General features: G+C 72.9%; 19 protein-coding genes and 1 pseudogene. 13 read left to right on the top strand and 7 right to left on the bottom strand.

The window, feature by feature from the left end:
* Positions 1 to 20: 20 nt before the first annotated feature.
* The 3 genes from ACQ9ZG_RS27705 to ACQ9ZG_RS27695 all read right to left on the bottom strand — a co-directional run bounded on the left by ACQ9ZG_RS27705 (position 21) and on the right by ACQ9ZG_RS27695 (position 1,484).
* Positions 21 to 311, bottom strand: a complete 291-nt coding sequence (locus ACQ9ZG_RS27705) for a hypothetical protein (protein WP_018491589.1) — start codon at positions 309 to 311, stop codon at positions 21 to 23.
* Between the two features lie 243 nt (positions 312 to 554).
* Positions 555 to 788 (bottom strand): chaplin, encoded by a 234-nt coding sequence (locus ACQ9ZG_RS27700; RefSeq protein ID WP_028418165.1) that lies wholly within the window; start codon positions 786 to 788, stop codon positions 555 to 557.
* A 294-nt stretch (positions 789 to 1,082) separates the two neighbouring features.
* Positions 1,083 to 1,484, bottom strand: a complete 402-nt coding sequence (locus ACQ9ZG_RS27695) for a rodlin (RefSeq protein WP_018491591.1) — start codon at positions 1,482 to 1,484, stop codon at positions 1,083 to 1,085.
* A gap of 597 nt (positions 1,485 to 2,081) precedes the next feature.
* Between ACQ9ZG_RS27695 and ACQ9ZG_RS27690 the strand changes: the two genes are divergently transcribed.
* On the top strand, positions 2,082 to 2,996 hold the full coding sequence (locus tag ACQ9ZG_RS27690; protein ID WP_165271919.1) for a chaplin: 915 nt from the start codon (positions 2,082 to 2,084) through the stop codon (positions 2,994 to 2,996).
* Between the two features lie 128 nt (positions 2,997 to 3,124).
* Positions 3,125 to 3,325 (top strand): hypothetical protein, encoded by a 201-nt coding sequence (locus ACQ9ZG_RS27685; RefSeq protein ID WP_109915692.1) that lies wholly within the window; start codon positions 3,125 to 3,127, stop codon positions 3,323 to 3,325.
* On the opposite strand, the gene ACQ9ZG_RS27680 is transcribed toward ACQ9ZG_RS27685, so the two are convergent.
* Together ACQ9ZG_RS27680 and ACQ9ZG_RS27675 are read right to left on the bottom strand one after the other, a co-directional pair.
* Positions 3,315 to 4,535: an acetyl-CoA C-acetyltransferase gene (locus ACQ9ZG_RS27680; RefSeq protein WP_084991350.1), complete on the bottom strand. Its 1,221-nt coding sequence runs from the start codon at positions 4,533 to 4,535 to the stop codon at positions 3,315 to 3,317. The two genes, ACQ9ZG_RS27685 and ACQ9ZG_RS27680, sit on opposite strands and share 11 nt — an antisense overlap.
* 118 nt (positions 4,536 to 4,653) lie before the next feature.
* Entirely contained in the window at positions 4,654 to 5,559 is a 906-nt protein-coding gene (locus ACQ9ZG_RS27675; RefSeq protein ID WP_099219893.1) for a LysR family transcriptional regulator, read from the bottom strand.
* A gap of 154 nt (positions 5,560 to 5,713) precedes the next feature.
* Between ACQ9ZG_RS27675 and ACQ9ZG_RS27670 the strand changes: the two genes are divergently transcribed.
* The 4 genes from ACQ9ZG_RS27670 to ACQ9ZG_RS27655 all read left to right on the top strand — a co-directional run bounded on the left by ACQ9ZG_RS27670 (position 5,714) and on the right by ACQ9ZG_RS27655 (position 9,622).
* On the top strand, positions 5,714 to 6,655 hold the full coding sequence (locus ACQ9ZG_RS27670) for a CoA transferase subunit A (protein ID WP_181398265.1): 942 nt from the start codon (positions 5,714 to 5,716) through the stop codon (positions 6,653 to 6,655).
* On the top strand, positions 6,652 to 7,437 hold the full coding sequence (locus ACQ9ZG_RS27665) for a CoA-transferase subunit beta (RefSeq protein ID WP_109915691.1): 786 nt from the start codon (positions 6,652 to 6,654) through the stop codon (positions 7,435 to 7,437). The genes ACQ9ZG_RS27670 and ACQ9ZG_RS27665 overlap by 4 nt, the downstream gene beginning before the upstream one ends.
* Before the next feature lie 43 nt (positions 7,438 to 7,480).
* A complete protein-coding gene (locus tag ACQ9ZG_RS27660) occupies positions 7,481 to 9,028 on the top strand; it encodes a 3-hydroxyacyl-CoA dehydrogenase (RefSeq protein ID WP_499281334.1) in 1,548 nt (515 codons plus the stop codon).
* A 156-nt stretch (positions 9,029 to 9,184) separates the two neighbouring features.
* Positions 9,185 to 9,622, top strand: a complete 438-nt coding sequence (locus ACQ9ZG_RS27655) for a VOC family protein (protein ID WP_181398153.1) — start codon at positions 9,185 to 9,187, stop codon at positions 9,620 to 9,622.
* Here ACQ9ZG_RS27655 and ACQ9ZG_RS27650 read toward each other — a convergent pair.
* A complete protein-coding gene (locus ACQ9ZG_RS27650; protein WP_136017677.1) occupies positions 9,517 to 10,320 on the bottom strand; it encodes a helix-turn-helix domain-containing protein in 804 nt (267 codons plus the stop codon). The two genes, ACQ9ZG_RS27655 and ACQ9ZG_RS27650, sit on opposite strands and share 106 nt — an antisense overlap.
* A 20-nt stretch (positions 10,321 to 10,340) precedes the next feature.
* Positions 10,341 to 11,600 carry a YihY/virulence factor BrkB family protein gene (locus ACQ9ZG_RS27645; protein ID WP_499281640.1) on the bottom strand — a complete coding sequence of 420 codons (1,260 nt, stop codon included), beginning with the start codon at positions 11,598 to 11,600 and terminating at the stop codon, positions 10,341 to 10,343.
* A gap of 74 nt (positions 11,601 to 11,674) precedes the next feature.
* Between ACQ9ZG_RS27645 and ACQ9ZG_RS27640 the strand changes: the two genes are divergently transcribed.
* From ACQ9ZG_RS27640 to ACQ9ZG_RS27610, 7 genes and pseudogenes are all read left to right on the top strand, one after another.
* Complete coding sequence (locus ACQ9ZG_RS27640) at positions 11,675 to 13,312, top strand: acyl-CoA dehydrogenase family protein (RefSeq protein WP_109916937.1); 1,638 nt, start codon at positions 11,675 to 11,677, stop codon at positions 13,310 to 13,312.
* Positions 13,313 to 13,553: 241 nt separating this feature from the next.
* Positions 13,554 to 14,846, top strand: coding sequence for a GAF domain-containing protein (locus ACQ9ZG_RS27635; protein ID WP_499281333.1), 1,293 nt, complete (start codon positions 13,554 to 13,556; stop codon positions 14,844 to 14,846).
* A gap of 50 nt (positions 14,847 to 14,896) precedes the next feature.
* Positions 14,897 to 15,505, top strand: coding sequence for a GNAT family N-acetyltransferase (locus ACQ9ZG_RS27630; RefSeq protein ID WP_109914031.1), 609 nt, complete (start codon positions 14,897 to 14,899; stop codon positions 15,503 to 15,505).
* 198 nt (positions 15,506 to 15,703) lie between these two features.
* Positions 15,704 to 15,775, top strand: a pseudogene (locus tag ACQ9ZG_RS27625) (putative leader peptide); the annotation flags it as partial.
* A gap of 117 nt (positions 15,776 to 15,892) precedes the next feature.
* Positions 15,893 to 17,590 (top strand): nitrite/sulfite reductase, encoded by a 1,698-nt coding sequence (locus ACQ9ZG_RS27620; RefSeq protein WP_084991367.1) that lies wholly within the window; start codon positions 15,893 to 15,895, stop codon positions 17,588 to 17,590.
* Positions 17,587 to 17,766 carry a hypothetical protein gene (locus tag ACQ9ZG_RS27615; RefSeq protein WP_028418153.1) on the top strand — a complete coding sequence of 60 codons (180 nt, stop codon included), beginning with the start codon at positions 17,587 to 17,589 and terminating at the stop codon, positions 17,764 to 17,766. Before ACQ9ZG_RS27620 ends, ACQ9ZG_RS27615 begins: the two co-directional genes overlap by 4 nt.
* Complete coding sequence (locus ACQ9ZG_RS27610) at positions 17,763 to 18,479, top strand: phosphoadenylyl-sulfate reductase (protein WP_028418152.1); 717 nt, start codon at positions 17,763 to 17,765, stop codon at positions 18,477 to 18,479. Before ACQ9ZG_RS27615 ends, ACQ9ZG_RS27610 begins: the two co-directional genes overlap by 4 nt.
* Positions 18,480 to 18,491 lie beyond the last annotated feature (12 nt).

The following is an 18,491-nucleotide window of genomic DNA, read 5'->3' as shown; positions in this document are numbered from 1 at the left end:
AACGGCTCGCGCCGCGGCGGTCAGCGCCCGAGCGGGATCCCGCCGAGCAGCGGGGCGGCACCCTCGGCGGCACCGGTCGCCTGGCCCGCCAGCTTGCCGACCGTGCCGTCCTTGGAGACCGTCTCGGTGGTCTCGGCGACCGTGTCCACCAGCGGGTCCACGACCTGCGGGGCGCTGGCCATCACCTGGTTGAGACCACTGTCGAGGCTGAAGTTGGGGGCCGTGGGGGTCGTAACCGCGAAGGCGGGAGCGGCCGTTCCGAGGGCGGCCACGGAACCGACGACAAGGGCGGCGGTCTTCGCGTACTTCACTTTTCTGGTTCCCTTCTACGCGGCGTCGGCCTCGGTCACGTTTCCGTGCCGCACACAGGCTTTCTTCGCCTGTGACTTCTGCCGCTTTCCCCCGGGATAACGATCGGCTCGCGGACGGGAAACTACGCCCGTGGGAATTTCTCCGGCGAGGCCGAAAGGACCGGTGGACAGAACAGAGGCCCCGGACGGCAGTTGCCGTCCGGGGCCGACCGATTCCGGGCGCGAGCCCGGCCGGTCACCTGCTTACTGGTTGACGCAGGTGTTGCCGAAGGCCGGGTTCAGCAGGCCGATCACGTTGACGGTGTTGCCGCAGAGGTTGACCGGGATGTGCACCGGGACCTGCAGGACGTTGCCGGACAGCACGCCCGGGGAGCCCGCGGCGATGGCCTCGGCGCCCGAGTCGGCCATGGCCGGCGCGGCGACGCCCATCGCCATGAGCGTTCCGGCGGCGACGGCGGCAACCTTGGTGTACTTCACTTTTCTTTCCCTTTCCTCGGCGGAGTCCGGTGCGGTCACGACGGTCGTGTCCGCCCGAGCCAGGTCCTGATCTCTCGGGACTCCGGCGCTGTCCTACGTAACGATGAACGCCCGGGTTCGAAACTGTCCGACGAGCGGATTCCCGGATATACCCCCGAATGCCGCAATGCCCGGCGGGATGTACGGCGGTGGGCGCGGGCGGCGGACCGGTGACCGTGTCCGGGGGCAGACAAGGGCCCGGACCGTTCGGTGGAGGAACGCCGACGGTCCGGGCCCGAGCAGGGCGGCTGAGGATCAGCCGTTGCCGGCACCGTTGCCGGAGAGGATCGGAATGTCGTTGAGGATGTGCGACAGCGCCTCGTCGCCCTTGGCCTGGGTGGAGTTCTCGGTGCACTGCTGGTTCTGCGGCGAGGACAGGACGTTGATGTCCTGGACCGTGACCGGCACCAGACCGACGAGCGAACCGAGGTTGGCCTTGGCGGGCAGCGCGATGCAGGGCTTGTTCAGCGAACCCTGGATCAGCGCGAACTGCGGGCTCCAGTCGCCGTGGGTCTCGGAGTTCCCGTACGACTGCGAAGCGCCGTTGCCGTTGACCGTCGTGGTGCCGCCGTCGTTGGCGATCGCCATGGCCTGCGTCGAGCCGAGCCCGAGGATGGAGGCGGCGACAGCGCCCGTAGCCAGAACCTTCTTGATCACGATTAACCCTTCTCGTACCGGTCGCCCCGTGGCGGGGCTCCCTGATCAACTCGGCGGCGGGTGTTTGGTTCCGTGCATTCACCCGAATGCCGGGTACGGGGGCGCGGGGCGCACAGGAAGCAGGTCCAGCCTGCGCCCGCGTGCGCCTATAGCACTCGCTCACCACCCCCTCTGTTCGCACGACCATCTGTTCGTGAAGGAATTGCGGACACGGCATCGGGGGCGCTCGCCCGAACGGGTTGAAGCCGTCCCGGGCCGATGCCCTCCGCACGCCACCGGCGACGACGTGCCCGATGAGGTCAACACCACTCGCGCAAGCGAAAGTTGGAGATGAATCGTTTTCCTCCAACAGCGGGGAGGGAAAGGGGGCGCACATCAGGTCCACCCGTTCGGGTGATTACACAATTTGCACGCCCCTCCGAGTTTCCCGTGCACCCCTCGGTCGTTATGGCAATCGTCCAGCGCGCATGTGTAACGGCTTTCACCATGGCTTCCCGCGGTGATCCGGGGGCCGCCACAGCAGCGGCACCGCCCGACGGCTCCGCGCGCGAAGCACCCACGCGATGTCCTCGCGAATGTCCTAAGGAAGGGCAAGTAATGCGACAGGCCTTGAACAAGAGCATGATCGTCATGGCGGCCGCGTCGGGCCTCCTGGCCGCGACCGGCGGCGCCGCCCACGCCGACGCGTCGGCCGAGGGCGCTGCCGTCGGCTCGCCGGGGGTCGGTTCGGGCAATGCCGTACAGGTCCCGGTGCACGTCCCGGTCAACGCGTGCGGCAACACCGTCAATGTGATCGCCCTGTTGAACCCCGCGTTCGGCAACTCCTGCGCGAACGTGAGTTCCAGCGGTCAGGACGACGACTACGGCCACGGTGGCGGCGGGAACGGCACCGGCGGTTCCAGCGCCGAGGGTGCGGCGGTCGGCTCCCCCGGGGTCCTCTCCGGCAACCTCGTGCAGGCCCCGGTCCATGTCCCGCTGAACGTGTGCGGCAACACCGTGAATGTCGTCGGTGCGCTCAACCCGGTCTTCGGCAACAAGTGCGCGAACGTCAGCGACCCGAAGGGCGAGCACCCGCCGACCGAGCCGCCGGTCGAGGAGCCCCCCACCGAGGAGCCCCCGACCGAAGAGCCTCCCACCGAGGAGCCCCCCACCGAGGAGCCCCCGACCGAGGAGCCCCCCACCGAGGAGCCGCCGGTCGAGGAGCCCCCCACGGAGGAGCCGCCCACGGAGCAGCCCCCGACGGAGGAGCCGCCCACGGAGCAGCCGCCGACCGAGGAGCCGCCGGTGGACGAGCCGCCCACCGAGCAGCCCCCGGCCGAGCAGCCGCCGACCGACACCCCCGGCTCGGAGACCCCCGGACCCAACACCCCGGGTACGCACACCCCCGGCTCCGAGACCCCGGGGCTGGCCGACACCGGTGCGGCCGGTCTCGGCCTGGCGGCAGGCGCCAGTGCCGCCATGCTGCTCGGCGGGACGGTGCTGATGCGCCGTACCCGTGACGCGCGGGACTGATAGCCGCCGCAGGAACGAGGTCCGGCCGGACAGCGGGGACTGTCCGGCCGGACCTTTCGCATGCCCGGAGGCGCCCGGAAAGGCAGGGGAACGTCCGGGATTCTGTGAGCTCCCGGAGGAGTCAGGGCATGGCAGACGCGATGCGTACCGGGGTGTCCGGCGGCAGCGTCGCCGGGTGTCCGGCCGTCGGCACGGGCAGCCGCGCCGGGGCGGACGTCACCGGGTACGAGCGGCATGGAGACGGCCCCGTCGCGCCCCGGGCCCCGCCGGTCCGGGAGCCGGGCGGGCGCTCGACACGGGAGCCGGGCATGACACCCGCTACGCCCTGATCCGTTCGAAGACCGCGGCGAGGGCCTGGCCGCCGCCGATGCACATCGTCTCCAGCCCGTAGCGGCCCTCGCGGCGGTGGAGTTCGCGGGTGAGCGTGGCGAGGATACGGGCTCCGGTGGCGCCGACCGGGTGGCCGAGCGAGATGCCCGATCCGTTGACGTTGACGCGCTGCTCGTGGTCGCGCTCCCCGAGGCCCAGTTCCCGGGTGCAGGCGAGGACCTGGGCGGCGAACGCCTCGTTCAGCTCGATGAGGTCCAGGTCGGCGAGGGTGAGGCCGGCCCGGTCGAGGGCCGTGCGGGTGGCGGCGACGGGGGCGATGCCCATGGTGGCGGCGGGGACCCCGGCGCGGGCGCAGGAGACCAGGCGGACGAGCGGGGTGAGGCCGAGGCGTTCGGCCGTCCCGGCACTGGTGACCAGGCAGGCGGCGGCCGCGTCGTTCTGGCCGCTGGCGTTGCCCGCCGTGACGGTGGCCTCCGGGTCAGTCTTCGCCATCACCGGCCGGAGGGCGGCGAGTTGCTCGGCGGTGGTGTCGGGGCGGGGGTGTTCGTCGGCGGTGACGGTGGCCTCGCCCCCGCGGGTGCGTACGGGGACGGGGACAATCTCCGCCGTGTACCGGCCCTCGGCGGTGGCGGTAGCCGCCCGCCGCTGCGAGCGCAGTGCCAGGGCGTCCTGGTCGGCTCGGCTGATCCCGTACTCCCGGCGCAGGTTCTCCGCCGTCTCGATCATGCCGCCGGGGACCGGATGGTGGCGGCCGCCCGCCGTGACCCGGGCGCGGGCGAGGGCGTCGTGGAGCTGGAGGCCGGGGCCCTTGATGCCCCAGCGCCCGTCGTGGGTGAAGTAGGGCGCGGCGCTCATGACGTCGACACCGCCGGCGATCACGACCTCGCTGAACCCGGCCCGGATCTGCATGGCCGCGTCCAGGACCGCCTGGAGCCCGGAGCCGCAGCGGCGGTCGATCTGGGTGCCCGTGACGGTGGTGGGGAGTCCGGCGTCCAGGGCGGCGACCCGGCCGATGGCCGGGGCCTCCCCGGAGGGGTAGGCGTGGCCCAGGATGACCTCGTCGACACGCTCGGGGTCGATGCCCGTACGCGCGACGACCTCGGCGATGACGTGTGCGGCGAGCGAGGCCGGGGTCTGCTGCGCGAACGCCCCGCCGAAGCGGCCGATGGGGGTGCGCAGCGGTTCGCAGATGACGACTTCGAGCGACACGGCGGGGCCTTCCTCGGGGTGGCGGGCCGCAGGGGCGCATTGCGGTGGAATGACCTTCGCATTACGTCACTGAGTCGGTCCAATATCGAATGCGTACGGAATTGAGATGTCGCCCGTCTCAATCGCGGTGGTGCGTGGGGGTCGGCAGGGCCTCTTCGGCCACCGCGAGGACGGCGCGCAGGGCGGCGGAGGGGTTGTCGGGGCGCCAGGCCAGGGCGGCGCTCAGCCGGATGGGCGGTCCGGCGATCCGGCGGTAGACCAGACCGTTCTGCTGGATGTGCTGGACGGAGGTGACCGTGACGGTGACCCCGACCCCGGCGGCGACCAGGGCGAGGATCGTGTACGAGTCGGGCGCCTCCTGGACCACGCGCGGGGTGAACCCGGCGCTCTCGCAGGCCTCGGTCATGGCGTCGCGGACGGTGGAGCCGGAGTTGGCGGGGAACGAGACGAACGGCTCGCCCGCGAGGACGTCCAGCGGTACGGAGACCAGGCGGGCCAGCGGGTGGTCGGAGGGCAGGGCGCAGATCAGCTCCTCCTGGTCGATCACCCGGTGGGCGACGCCGGGGCGGGTCACCGGCAGCCGGACGAAGCCGAGGTCGAGGGAGCCGTCCGCGACCCGGGTGAGCGCGGTGTTGGCGTACGTCTGGCCGGTCATGACGAGTTCGAGCCCGGGGTGGGCGGCGCGCACGGCCCGGGTGAGCCGGGGCAGCGTCTCGTGGCTGGAGGCCCCGGCGAAGCCGATGGCGACCCGGCCGTACTCGCCCTTCCCCGCCGACCTGGCCGCCCGTACGGCGGTGTCGAGGTCGTCCAGGACGGTCCGTACGGGGTCGAGGAAGGACTCCCCCGCGCTGGTGAGCCGGACCGAGCGGGTGTTGCGGTGGAAGAGCTGGACGCCCAGCTCCCGCTCCAGCTGGCGGATCTGCTGACTGAGGGGCGGCTGGGCCATCTGGAGCCGTTTGGCGGCCCGGCCGAAGTGCAGCTCCTCGGCCACGGCGAGGAAGGCGTTCAGATGGCGCAGTTCCACGGGGCTCCCTCGGATCCCGGGGTCTCCCTCGGACCATTGATACTCCTGGCGTCTCGGTACGACCTTAATTCGGTATTGGACAGCCATCAATGGGGGCTGACACCGTGGGGGTGGCGTATGCGGACGAGGGCGTTCGCGGACGGTGAGGAGAACCGTGGACCGGACGGCCGGCAAGGTCATGTCGATGAGGGAGGCCGTCGCCGCCTTCGTCCATGACGGGGACACCGTGAGCCTGGAGGGGTTCACCCATCTCGTTCCGACCGCCGCCGGGCACGAGATCATCCGGCAGGGCCGCCGGGACCTCACGGTCGTCCGGATGACGGCGGACATCGTGGTGGACCAGATGCTGGCCGCCGGGTGCGTGACGCGGCTGGTCTCCTCCTTCGTGGGCAACTCCTCCGCCGGTTCGCTCGGTGAGCTGCGGCGGCGCATCGAGCACGCCGACCCCGAGCCGCTGGCGTACGAGGAGTACAGCCACTACGGCATGGTCTGCCGTTACCTCGCCGGGGCCCAGCGGCTGCCGTTCCACCCGCTGCGCTCCTACGCGGGCAGTGATCTTCCGCGCGTCAACCCCGGTATCCGCAAGGTCACTTCGCCCTACCCGGCCGCCGACGGGACCGTCGAGGAGATCTACGTCGTACCGCCCGTCAACCCGGATGTGACGATCATCCACGCCCAGCGCGCCGACCGCCGGGGCAACACCCAGATCTGGGGTCTCACCGGCATCCAGGCCGAGGCGGTGTACGCGGCGGAGAAGGCGGTCGTGGTGGTGGAGGAGCTGGTGGCGGACGAGGTGGTCCGCGCGGACCCGAACCGCACCGTCGTCCCGGCCCACGCGGTCGACGCGGTGGTCGTCTGCCCGCGCGGCGCGCACCCGTCGTTCGCGCAGGGCTACTACGACCGGGACAACGCCTTCTACCGGTCGTGGTCCGCGATCAGCAAGGACCCGGTGCGGCTGCGGGAGTGGCTGGCGGAGTGGGTGTACGGGACCGCCGACCACGCGGAGTACGTGGCGAAGCTGGGCGAGGAGTTCTGGGCGTCGCTCGCGGTGGGCGAGGCGCTGAGCGGGCCGGTGGACTACGGGAGGCGGCTGTGAGCCAGGAGCGTACGAAGTCCGCGGGGGCCGCCACCGTCTCCGAGCTGCTCTCCGTCGTCGCCGCGCGGGAACTGACCGGCCGGCGGGCCGTGTTCGCGGGGATCGGGCTGCCGACGCTCGCCGCCGAGCTGGCGCGGCTGACCGTGGCGCCGGAGATCGAGGTGGTGTACGAGTCGGGGGTCTGCGGCGCGCACCCCTCCCATCTTCCGGAGACCATCGCGGACGCCGTGCTGATCACGGGCGCCGAGGCGGTGCTGTCGATGCCCGCGCTCTTCGGGTCGGTGCTCCAGGGCGGCCACATCGACGTCGGCTTCCTGGGGGCCGCGCAGATCGACCGGTGGGGGAGCCTCAACACCTCGGTGATCGGGGAGTGGGAGCGGCCGGCCGTACGGCTGCCGGGCTCCGGGGGCGCGGTGGAGGTGATGGCCAACGCCCGGGAGGTCTTCGTGGTGATGCGCCGCCACACCCCGCGCTCCTTCGCCGCCGCCCTCGACTTCTGTACGACGCCCGGCCCGGACCGGGCGCTCGCGGACGGCATCCGGCCGCTGGGCGCCGGTGTCACCCGGGTCGTCACCGAGCTGGGCGTCCTCGCCCGGGACGGCGTCGGGGACGAACTGCGGCTGGTCGCCGTGCACCCCGGGGTCACCGTCGAGCAGGTGCGGGCCGCGACCGGCTGGGAGCTGGCGGTGGCAGACACCGTCGCGACGGTGGACCCGCCCACGGACGCGGAGCTGCGGCTGCTGCGCGACGATGTCGACCCGCACCGCGTCTACCTCCGCTGACCCCCTCTTCATGATCGTCTCCACCGGAAGGGCCTCAACTGCCATGCGTATCAGGATCGTCGGAGCCGGGGCCATGGGCCGCGGCATCGCCCAGTGGGCGGCGAGCGCGGGACACACCGTCGAGCTGGCGGACGTACGGGCCGAGGCGGTGACGGATGCCGTGGGGTTCGTCGCCTCGATGCTGGAGCGGGCGGTGGCCAAGGGCCGGATGTCCGCGGCCGACCGGGACGCGTCCCTCGCGCGGCTGGTGCCGCTGGCCGATCCGTGGGCGGCCGGGCCGGACGTGGAGCTGGTCATCGAGGCCGTACGGGAGGATCTGGAGACCAAGGCCGAGGTGTTCGGGAAGCTGGAGCGGGCGCTGCCCTCCTCCGCCGTCTTCGCCACCAACACCTCGTCCCTGTCGGTGACCCGGATCGCGGCGACCCTCCAGGACCCCTCACGCCTGGCCGGGCTGCACTTCTTCAACCCGGTGCCGCTGATGCGGATCGTGGAGGTGGTGCCGGGAGCGGCCACCCGCCCGGAGATCCCGGCCGCGCTGACCGCGCTGGTGGAGGGGTGCGGGCACCGGGCGGTGACCGTGGCGGACTCCCCCGGCTTCCTGGTCAACCACGCGGGGCGCGGGCTGGTGACGGAGGCGCTGGCGCTGCTGGAGGAGTCGGTGGCCGGGCCCGCCGCCATCGACCGGATCGCACGGGACGTGCTGGGGCTGCGGATGGGCCCGTTCGAGCTGATGGACCTGACCGGGCTGGACGTCACCGCCGCGGTGATCGACTCGATCTGGCAGGGCTTCCGGTACGAGGACCGGCTCCGCCCCTCGTACCTCACACCGAACCGGGTGGTGGCGGGGCTGCACGGCCGCAAGACCGGGCGGGGCTGGTACGCGTACGGCGAGGGCGCCGGGGGGCCCGCTCCGGAACCGGAGGTGACCGGGGACGGGGACCGGCCGGTGTTCCTGGCGCCGGGCGGGTCGGCGGAGTCGGCACCGTACGCGGACGCCCTCGCCGGCTCCCTGGAGGCGGCGGGGGTCCGCGTCGAGCGGGGTGAGGGGCCGTCGGCAGAGGCGCTGGTGCTGGTGCCGGTCTGGGGGACGACGGTGTCCGGGGCGGTCCGGTCCGGCGGGCTGCCGCCGGGGCGCACGCTGGGCGTGGAGGTGCTGCCCGCGGCCGGTCGGCGGCGGGTGCTCGCGGTGACGGCGGCCACCGGTCCGGCGGCGGCCCGGGACGCCCGGGCGGTGCTGGCGCGGGCGGCGGGCGGCGAGCGTTACGCCGTGACGGTGGTGCGGGACACGGCGGGCTCGGTCGCGCAGCGGCTGCTGTCGTCGATCGTGGCGGTGGGCGCCTCGATCGCGGAGCGGTCGCTCGCCACCCCCGCCGACATCGATCTGGCGGTGACGACCGGGCTCGGCTATCCGGCCGGGCCGCTGGCGTGGGGCGAGCGGATCGGGGCCGCCCGGCTGCTGGAGCTCCAGCGTGCCCTGCACGCGACGACGGGCGACCCGCGCCACCGGCCGACGCGCTGGGTGACCGAGCGGGCGGACCTGGGGCTGGCGCTGACGGAGGCGGGGACGGCGGTGGGCGACTACTGGGGGTGACCGCCGGGCCTCGGTGGGGGTGTCGGGAGGCCCCGCGGGGCGGCCGGAGGTCCCGCGAGGCGGCCGGACGTCCCGCGAGGCGGCCGGACGTCCCGCGAGGCGGCCGTGTCCGATTCGTACAAGACCACCGGTACGGCGGGCGCCTACGGTCGTCCCATGACTCCACGACTCGACGCCATCAGCATCATCACGGCCGACCTCCCCGCCTCGCTCGCCTTCTACCGCAGGCTCGGCCTCGCCGTCCCGGCCGGGGCCGAGTCCGCCCCGCACGTGGAGGCGGTCCTGCCGGGCGGGCAGCGGGTGCTGTGGGACACCGAGGACGTCATCCGCTCGATCGACCCGGGCTGGGAACGGCCGGCGGGCGGGGAGCGGCTGGGACTGGCGTTCCTGTGCGACGGCCCGGAGGAGGTGGACGCGCTCTACGCGGAGCTGACCGGGGCCGGTCACACCGGCCATCTGAAGCCCTGGGACGCGGTGTGGGGGCAGCGTTACGCGGTGGTGCTGGACCCGGACGGCTGCGGTGTCTCGCTGTTCGCGCCCGCCACGCCCGCCACCGCTCCCGCCGCGTCCACCGGGTCGCCCGGGGAGAAGTAGGCGCCCAGCGTCGTACCGGCCAGGGCGCGCATCTCGCGGGCCAGGTGCGCCTGGTCGGTGCAGCCCGCCGCGCAGGCGGCCTCGGCGTACGGGAGTCCGGTGCGGATGAGGGCCAGGGCGCGCTGGAGGCGGAGGATCCGGGCCAGGGTCTTGGGGCCGTAACCGAAGGCGGCCAGGGAGAGGCGGTGGAGGCGGCGGGCACCGAGCCCGGTCTCCGCCGCCGTGGCCGTGACGCTCCCGCCGCGGCGCAGGGCCTCGGCGACGGCGACCGTACGCGGGTCGGGCGGCCCGGTCTCGGCGATCCGGTCCAGCGCGAACCGCTCCAGGGCCGCCGCGGGGTCGGCGGCCTCGTCGAGCCGCTCGGTGAGCCGGCGTACGGCTGCCGCCGGCCAGAGGTCCGCCAGCTCGGCCCGGTGGTCGCGCAGTTCGTGCGCCGGTACGCCGAGGAGGACGGGCGCGGTGCCGGGGGCGAAGCGGATCGCGGCGCAGGAGCCCCGGTCGCCCGGGGCGACCTGGAAGGCGTGGGTGTCCGGTCCGGCCACGACGAGGCGCCCGCCGGTCCGGATCAGGTCCATGCAGCCGTCGGGCAGCACGGAACGGGGCTCGCGCGGCGGACGGTCGGAGGCGTCCCAGGTCCAGACGACGGCACCGGGCAGGCGGGAGGGCCGTTCCTGGTAGCGCGGGCGTTCCTCGGACATGTCTCCACGCTAGCGCGGGGTCAGGGGGGCGGCTGCGCGGACTTGTCGCGCGGGCCCTCGGCCGGGTCTCCGTGCCCGGTGCGCTCTCCACGTCCGGAGTGCTCGGCGCGTTCGGCCTGCCGGCCGCTCTCACTGCCGTCCCTGGCGTCCCTGCCGTCCTTCGGGCCCTTGGGCTCCTTGGGTTCCTTCGGCTCCTTGGGTTCCTTCTCCCACTCCCAGGTCGACTGGAGCCGTGACTTGACGTCGTCCGGCGGCAGGAAGCGCGACCAGCGTTCCGGGAACTCCGAGGGCATGTACGCCGGTCCGTCGTCCTCGTCCTCCTCGTCGTCCGCCCCGCCGTGCGCGGCCGGGCGGGTGCGGGCGACGAACTCGGCGGCCTGGACGGCCCGGGCGCGCTCGGTGGCCTCGCGGGCGGCGGCGGTGGCGAGCGAGGGCCACACCCGGTCGATGGCCGCGTTGACCGCCGCGCCGACGAGGACGGCGAAGGCGGAGATCCCGATCCAGAGCAGGACGGCGATCGGTGCCGCCAGGGAGCCGTAGATCGTGGGGCCTTCGACCGTGCTGGTGAGGTAGATCCGGAGCAGGAAGCTGCCCAGCACCCACATCCCGAGCGCCACCAGCGCCCCGGGGACGTCCTCGATCCACGGCGAACGCACCGGGACGGAGACGTGGTAGAGCGTGGTGAGGAACGCGATGGTCAGCAGTATCACCACCGGCCAGTACAGGACGGCGACGACCTCGGTTCCGCCGGGGACCCATTCGACCACCCGGTCCGGGCCGACGACGAGCAGCGGCAGCACCACCGCGCCCAGCAGCAGGGCGACGACGTACAGCAGGAAGGCGAGCAGCCGGGTCTTGACGATGCCCCGGTGGCCGTCGAGGCCGTACATGACGGTGATGGTGTCGATGAAGACGTTCACCGCGCGGGAGCCGGACCACAGGGCGATGGCGAAGCCGAGGGAGATGACGTCGGGGCGGGCCCCGGTGGTGACGTCGGCGAGCAGCGGTTTGGCGAACTCGTTGACCCCGCGCTCGGAGAGCACGGCCTCCGAGGCGGAGAGGATGTTGCGCTCGATGGAGGCGACCGTCTCCGTGGTCGTCCACTCGTCGACGTAACCGAGCAGTCCGATCAGGCCGAGCAGCAGCGGGGGCAGGGAGAGCAGGGTGAAGAACGCCGCCTCGGCCGCGAGCCCCAGGATCCGGTACTCGATGCACGAGTTGACGGTGTCCTTGAGCAACTGCCACGCCATCCGGCGCTTCGAGACGTTGCGGTAGAGCACTCGGGCCCGGTGGAGCCGGCCCGGTGGCCGCTCGGGTGTTTCATTTGCTGCCTGCACCTCCTTACCGTATCGGCATGGCAGCCACCACCCACACAGTGACCAATCAGGTTCCGCCGCTGGTCGGCTATGACGTCTTCGCCGCCGACCGGGCCCTCTCCGAGGCCGTCGAGCGGCACATCGAGCCGGGCGTCCTGCCCGTGGCGCGGGAGGAACTCGGGGAGCTCGGACGGTCCGCGGGCTCCGCGCAGGCCCAGGCGTGGGGTGCGCAGGCGAACGAGCACCCGCCCGTTCTGCGCACCCATGACCGTTATGGAAACCGGATCGACGAAGTGGAGTTCCACCCGGCCTGGCACCGGCTCCTGGGGCACGCGGTCGCCGCCGGGCTGACCGACGCCTGGGGCCGTCCGGCCGGTCATGTCCGGCGCGCGGCCGGGTTCCTGGTGTGGACGCAGGCCGAGGCCGGGCACGGCTGCCCGCTCTCGATGACGCACGCGGCGGTGCCGGCGCTGCGGACCGACCCGGTGCTGGCGGCCGAGTGGGAGCCCCGGCTGACCTCGTACGTCTACGAGGAGGGGCTGCGGCCCGCCTCGGATAAGGCCGGGGTGCTCTTCGGGATGGGCATGACGGAGAAGCAGGGCGGCACCGACGTGCGGTCCAACACGACCCGGGCGGAGCCGCTGGCCGGGGACGGGGAGTATCTGCTCACCGGGCACAAGTGGTTCTGTTCGGCGCCGATGTCGGACGGGTTCCTGGTGCTGGCGCAGGCTCCGGGCGGGCTGAGCTGCTTCCTGGTGCCGCGCGTGCTGCCCGACGGTTCGCGGAACGTGTTCGCGATCCAGCGGCTCAAGGACAAGCTGGGCAACAGGTCGAACGCCTCCGCCGAGGTGGAGCTCGACGGGACCTGGGCCCGCCGGGTCGGCGAGGAGGGGCGCGGGGTGCGCACCATCATCGAGATGGTGGCGGCCACCCGGCTGGACTGCGTGGTGGGTTCGGCGGCGCTGATGCGGCAGGCGGTGGCACAGGCGATCCACCACGCCACGTACCGCTCCGCGTTCGGCGGGCTGCTGATCGACAAGCCGCTGATGCGCAACGTGCTGGCCGATCTGGCGCTGGAGTCGGAGGCGGCGACCGTCCTGGCGATGCGGCTGGCGGCGGCGTACGACACCGACACCGAGGAGGAGCGGGCGTTCCTGCGGATCGCGGTGCCCGCCGCGAAGTACTGGGTCACCAAGCGGTGCACTCCGGTCGTGGGCGAGGCGCTGGAGTGCCTGGGCGGCAACGGGTACGTGGAGGAGTCGGGGATGCCCCGGCTGCTGCGCGAGGCACCGCTCAACTCGATCTGGGAGGGGTCGGGGAACGTCCAGGCGCTGGACGTGCTGCGGGCGCTCCAGCGGGAGCCGCAGGCGCTGGACGCTTTCCTGCGGGAGGTCGGCAGGGCGCGCGGGGCCGACCACCGGCTGGACGCGGCGATCAAGGACCTGCTGACCGAGCTGGCGGACCTGGAGGGGATCGAGGCGCGGGCCCGGCGGCTGGTGGAGTGGATGGCGCTGGTGCTCCAGGGGTCGCTGCTGGTGCGGTGGGCGCCGCCGGAGGTGTCCGACGCGTTCTGCGCGTCGCGGCTGGGAGGGGACTGGGGCGCCGCGTTCGGGACGCTGCCGCACAGTCTCGATCTGGCCTCGGTGGTGGCCCGGGCCCGGCCGGTGGCCGATTAGGCGGTGAGCGACGGAGGGTGGTGCTGCGCCGACACGGCACCACCCTCCATGCTTGAACCGCGCCGCTCGCCGGGCACGGGCCCGGCGTACGGCACGCTGCCACTCTCGTACGTTCTGGTGCGGCATCGCCAGAGTTGCAAAGGGTTGCAACCATTGTGTGGACTGCGCAGCGGCCCCGTCGGGGCAGCGGCAGGATGGGGCCGGAGAGCGTGGAGTGCTGGGCGGGGAACGGGTGGGGGCGATGGGTCAGAAGGGTTCTGCCGGAGTGGTGCGGGTGATCGGCCAGGAGGCGGACCGCGCGGTCCGGCTCCTCCACCGGGCCAGGGAGGCCCGGCTGGCGGGCGAGCGGGCCGCCGTCGCACCGCGGGCGGAGATCGACGCCTCCTGGGACCGGGTGGCGCGCAGCGGCATCGACCCCGGGCAGTCGCCGGAGAGCGAGCTGCTGCGGGCGGAGGAGATCGAGCACCGGCGGCACAGCACGGTGCTCGGTGAGGTGATGCCGGTGCTGCGGGCGGGGCTCGCCTCCATCGCGGACGCCGCGCAGCAGATCATGGTGGTGACCGACGCGGAGGGCCGGGTGCTGTGGCGCCAGGGCAACAGCGCGGTGATGCACCGGGCCCATGACATCTGCCTGGAGGAGGGGGCGGCCTGGGCGGAGGCGGCGACGGGGACGAACGCCATCGGTACGGCGCTGGCCGCCCGGGCGCCGATCCAGGTCCACTCGGCCGAGCATTTCATCCGGGCCCTGCACAACTGGACGTGCGCGGCGGCCCCGGTCCGCGATCCGCGCGACGGGCGGCTGGTGGGCATCGTCGACATCAGCGGTCCGGCCACCACCTTCCACCCGGCGACCCTGGCCCTGGTGGACTCGGTGGCGCGGCTCGCGGAGGCCGAGATCCGCACCCGCCACCTGGGGGCGATCGAGCGGCTGCGGGCGGTGGCGGCGCCGATCCTGTGCCGGCTGGAGGGCCGGGCGCTGGCGGTGGACTCACACGGGTGGCTGGCGGCGGTGACGGGGATGCCGCCGGTGGACCGGCTGCCGCTGCCGAAGTCGCTGCGGCCGGGCCGGGTGTGGCTGCCCTCGCTCGGCATGTGCCGGGTGGAGCCGCTGCCGGGGGGCTGGCTGGTGCAGGTGGCGGACGGTGCGGCCGAGGGGGCGCCGCGGCGGGTGGTGCTGGACCTGAGCAGGCCGCGGGCGCTGGCCGTGCATCTGGTGGGGCCGCTGGGAACCTCGACGCAGCGGCTCTCGCCGCGCCACGCGGAGCTGCTGTACGCGCTGGCGGTGCACCGGGAGGGGCGTACGGCCTCCGAGCTGGCGCGGGACATCTTCGGGGACGGCACCCGGACGGTGACGGTACGGGCCGAGGTCTCCCGGCTCCGGCGCCATCTGGCGGAGGTGCTGGCCCACCGCCCGTACCGCTTCGGGGACGGGGTGGAGGTGGAGGTGGTCCACCCGGAGCACCCGGCCGACCTGTTACCCCGCTCGAAGGCACCGGTGGTGACGGGGGCGCGGCGGGGGCCGGCCCCCTGCTGACCTGGGGGGCGCTGTGCGCGCGGGGGCGGCGGCATGGTTTTCTGGCCGCCATGAGCAACCCCGCGCAGCCTCCCGCGTCCGGCACCGTGACCACCATCGAGGTCACCGTCTGGTCGCTGGAGCAGACCTCGCCCGACGATCTGCGGCCCGCCGCCGTACCGGAGGGTGATCTGCGGATCGTCCGGTCCGAGGTGCCGCTGCCGGAGTTCAACCGGTTCCTCTACACCGCCGTGGGCGGCGACATCCGCTGGACCGACCGGCTGGGGATGACGTACGGGCAGTGGCGCGAGGAGCTGGAGCGGCCCGGGGCCGAGACCTGGGTGGCGTACGCGAACGGGACCCCGGCCGGCTACGTCCAGCTGGACCCGCAGGACGACGGCGCGGTCGAGATCCTGTACTTCGGGCTGATCCCGGCCTTCCGGGGGCGGCGGATCGGCGGTCACCTCCTCTCGTACGGGGTGGCACGCGCCTGGGACCTGGCGGAGCGCTGGCCGGACCGGCCCGCGACGGAGCGGGTCTGGCTGCACACCTGCTCGAAGGACGGTCCCTACGCGATGGACAACTACCTGCGCCGGGGCTTCCGGCTCTTCGACACGAAGACCGAGGTGGAGCCGGAGGTGGCGACCCCCGGGCCGTGGCCGGGGGCGTACGGCGCCTGAGCCCGCCGCGGAGCCGCTGCCGGGGCCGCCACGGGGCCGTCAGCGGCTCCACCCGGGGGCGTTTTGTCCTCATTGCCGCCGACGTGACATGTGACCTGCGCCATACCGTCTCACCCTACGGGACCATCTCGTCCACATATTGGATAGTGGTGGACTGGCCCGAGATCCGCGTGACACGCTTCCGTCATGTCTGGAACTGGAATTGCCTTGGTGAGTCGACGCCACGTCGACCTCTGCCGCATGTCCAGCGCCATCTGTCCGGCGGGCTGAGAGTCCCAGCACCGCCGCACTCCTCTTACCTCTGACACTGCCCCGCGCACCGCCGCGCCTCCGCGCGAGTGTGCCGCTCAGAGCCGCCCTCCTGCAGTCCCGAAGGACGTACCTGTCATGGCCGCTACCCCGGAACAGCCTGCGACCACCACGCCCCGCCGCAAGGCCGGACGCCACCGTGGCGAGGGTCAGTGGGCCGTGGGCCACCACACCCCCCTCAACGGGAACGAGCAGTTCAAGAAGGACGACGACGGTCTCAACGTACGGACACGTATTGAGACGATCTACTCCAAGCGCGGCTTCGACTCCATCGACCCCAACGACCTGCGCGGACGCATGCGCTGGTGGGGGCTCTACACCCAGCGCAAGCCCGGCATCGACGGCGGCAAGACGGCGGTGCTGGAGCCGGAGGAGCTGGACGACAAGTACTTCATGCTGCGCGTGCGCATCGACGGCGGCCGGCTGACCACCCAGCAGCTGCGGGTGATCGGGGAGATCTCCCAGGAGTTCGCGCGCGGCACCGCCGACCTCACCGACCGGCAGAACGTGCAGTACCACTGGATCCGGATCGAGGACGTGCCGGAGATCTGGCGGCGGCTGGAGGAGGTCGGCCTCTCCACCACCGAGGCCTGCGGTGACACGCCCCGCGTGATCCTCGGCTCCCCGGTCGCGGGCATCGCGGAGAACGAGATCATCGACGGCACCCCCGCCATCGACGAGATCCAGCGCCGGTTCATCGGCAACCCCGACTTCTCCAACCTGCCCCGCAAGTTCAAGTCGGCGGTCTCCGGCTCCCCGCACCTGGACGTGGCGCACGAGATCAACGACATCGCCTTCGTCGGCGTGAACCACCCCGAGCACGGCCCCGGCTTCGACCTCTGGGTCGGCGGCGGACTCTCCACCAACCCCAAGCTCGGGGTGCGGCTCGGCGCCTGGGTGCCGCTCGACGAGGTGCCCGACGTCTACGGCGGGGTCATCGGGATCTTCCGCGACTACGGCTACCGGCGGCTGCGCACCCGTGCCCGGCTGAAGTTCCTGGTCGCGGACTGGGGCGCGGAGAAGTTCCGCCAGGTCCTGGAGGACGAGTACCTGAAGCGGAAGCTGGTCGACGGGCCCGCGCCCGAGCAGCCCGCCCAGACCTGGCGCGACCACCTCGGGGTGCACCGGCAGAAGGACGGCCGCTTCTACGTCGGCTTCGCCGCGCGGGTGGGCCGGGTCGACGGCGCCACGCTCACCAAGATCGCCGAGGTGGCCGAGGGGCACGGCTCCGGCCGGGTGCGGACCACGGCCGAGCAGAAGATGATCGTGCTGGACGTGGCCGAGGACCAGGTGGACTCCCTGGTCTCGGCGCTGGAGGCGCTCGACCTCAAGGTCACGCCCTCCCCGTTCCGGCGCGGCACGATGGCCTGCACCGGCATCGAGTTCTGCAAGCTGGCGATCGTCGAGACGAAGGCGCGCGGTGCCTCGCTCATCGACGAACTGGAGCGCCGCATCCCGGAGTTCGACCACCCGATCACCATCAACATCAACGGCTGCCCGAACGCCTGCGCCCGGATCCAGGTCGCGGACATCGGTCTCAAGGGCCAGCTGATGCTGGACGGCGAGGGCAACCAGGTGGAGGGCTACCAGGTGCACCTCGGCGGGGCGCTCGGGCTCGACGCCGGGTTCGGCCGCAAGGTCCGCGGTCTGAAGGTCACGTCGGCCGAACTGCCGGACTACGTCGAGCGGGTGCTCGGCAGGTTCCAGGAGGAGCGCGAGGAGGGCGAGCGCTTCGCCACCTGGGCGGCGCGCGCCAGTGCGGAGTCGCTGTCATGAGCGAGCGAGCCGCCCCGTTCCACTGCCCGTACTGCGGCGACGAGGACCTGCGCCCCAACGAGACGGGCCACGGCGCCTGGGAATGTGCCTCCTGCAACCGTGCGTTCCAGCTGAAGTTCCTGGGCCTGCTGGCCCGGGGCGTCCAGCGCAACGACGGTGAAGGGGACCGGACATGACGGACACTCTGATCAGCGGCGAGCTGACCGACCGCGAACTCCGGGAGCTGGCCGAGCGGGCGGGCCGGGAGCTGGAGGACGCCTCCGCCACCGAGATCCTGAAGTGGGCCACCGACACCTTCGGACCGCGCTTCTGCGTCACCTCCTCCATGGAGGACGCCGTGGTCGCGCACCTGGCCTCACGAGTGCTGCCGGGCGTGGACGTGGTCTTCCTGGACACCGGCTACCACTTCCCGGAGACCATCGGCACCCGGGACGCGGTGGACGCGGTGATGGACGTCAACGTCATCACGATCACCCCCCGGCAGACGGTGGCCGAGCAGGACGCGGAGTACGGCGAGAAGCTGCACGACCGCGACCCGGACCTGTGCTGCGCGCTGCGCAAGGTCAAGCCGCTGGAGGACGGCCTGACCGCGTACGCGGCATGGGCCACGGGGCTGCGCCGCGACGAGTCCCCCACCCGGGCGAACACCCCGGTCGTGGGCTGGGACGCCAAGCGCCGCAAGGTGAAGGTCTCCCCCATCGCCCGCTGGACCCAGGACGACGTGGACGCGTACGTCCTGGAGCACGGGGTGCTCACCAACCCGCTGCTGATGGACGGCTACGCCTCCGTCGGCTGCGCGCCCTGCACCCGCCGGGTGCTGGAGGGCGAGGACGCACGGGCCGGCCGCTGGGCCGGCCGGGGCAAGACCGAATGCGGGCTGCACGGCTGATGACGACTGATC

This window comes from Streptomyces araujoniae (genome assembly GCF_050871195.1).
In the GTDB taxonomy this organism is placed as follows: Bacteria; Actinomycetota; Actinomycetes; order Streptomycetales; family Streptomycetaceae; genus Streptomyces; species Streptomyces bacillaris.
The sequence above is the reverse complement of the archived record's forward strand: the minus strand, read 5'-3'. Positions and strand labels throughout refer to the sequence as shown.

Bases quoted from the DNA above. Each gene is read 5' to 3' on its own strand.
- ACQ9ZG_RS27690 (WP_165271919.1), top strand. From the start codon at position 2,082: ATGCGACAGGCCTTGAACAAGAGCATGATCGTCATGGCGGCCGCGTCG.
- ACQ9ZG_RS27685 (WP_109915692.1), top strand. From the start codon at position 3,125: ATGGCAGACGCGATGCGTACCGGGGTGTCCGGCGGCAGCGTCGCCGGG.
- ACQ9ZG_RS27660 (WP_499281334.1), top strand. From the start codon at position 7,481: ATGCGTATCAGGATCGTCGGAGCCGGGGCCATGGGCCGCGGCATCGCC.
- ACQ9ZG_RS27655 (WP_181398153.1), top strand. From the start codon at position 9,185: ATGACTCCACGACTCGACGCCATCAGCATCATCACGGCCGACCTCCCC.
- ACQ9ZG_RS27650 (WP_136017677.1), bottom strand. From the start codon at position 10,320: ATGTCCGAGGAACGCCCGCGCTACCAGGAACGGCCCTCCCGCCTGCCC.
- ACQ9ZG_RS27640 (WP_109916937.1), top strand. From the start codon at position 11,675: ATGGCAGCCACCACCCACACAGTGACCAATCAGGTTCCGCCGCTGGTC.
- ACQ9ZG_RS27635 (WP_499281333.1), top strand. From the start codon at position 13,554: ATGGGTCAGAAGGGTTCTGCCGGAGTGGTGCGGGTGATCGGCCAGGAG.
- ACQ9ZG_RS27630 (WP_109914031.1), top strand. From the start codon at position 14,897: ATGAGCAACCCCGCGCAGCCTCCCGCGTCCGGCACCGTGACCACCATC.
- ACQ9ZG_RS27620 (WP_084991367.1), top strand. From the start codon at position 15,893: ATGGCCGCTACCCCGGAACAGCCTGCGACCACCACGCCCCGCCGCAAG.
- ACQ9ZG_RS27615 (WP_028418153.1), top strand. From the start codon at position 17,587: ATGAGCGAGCGAGCCGCCCCGTTCCACTGCCCGTACTGCGGCGACGAG.
- ACQ9ZG_RS27610 (WP_028418152.1), top strand. From the start codon at position 17,763: ATGACGGACACTCTGATCAGCGGCGAGCTGACCGACCGCGAACTCCGG.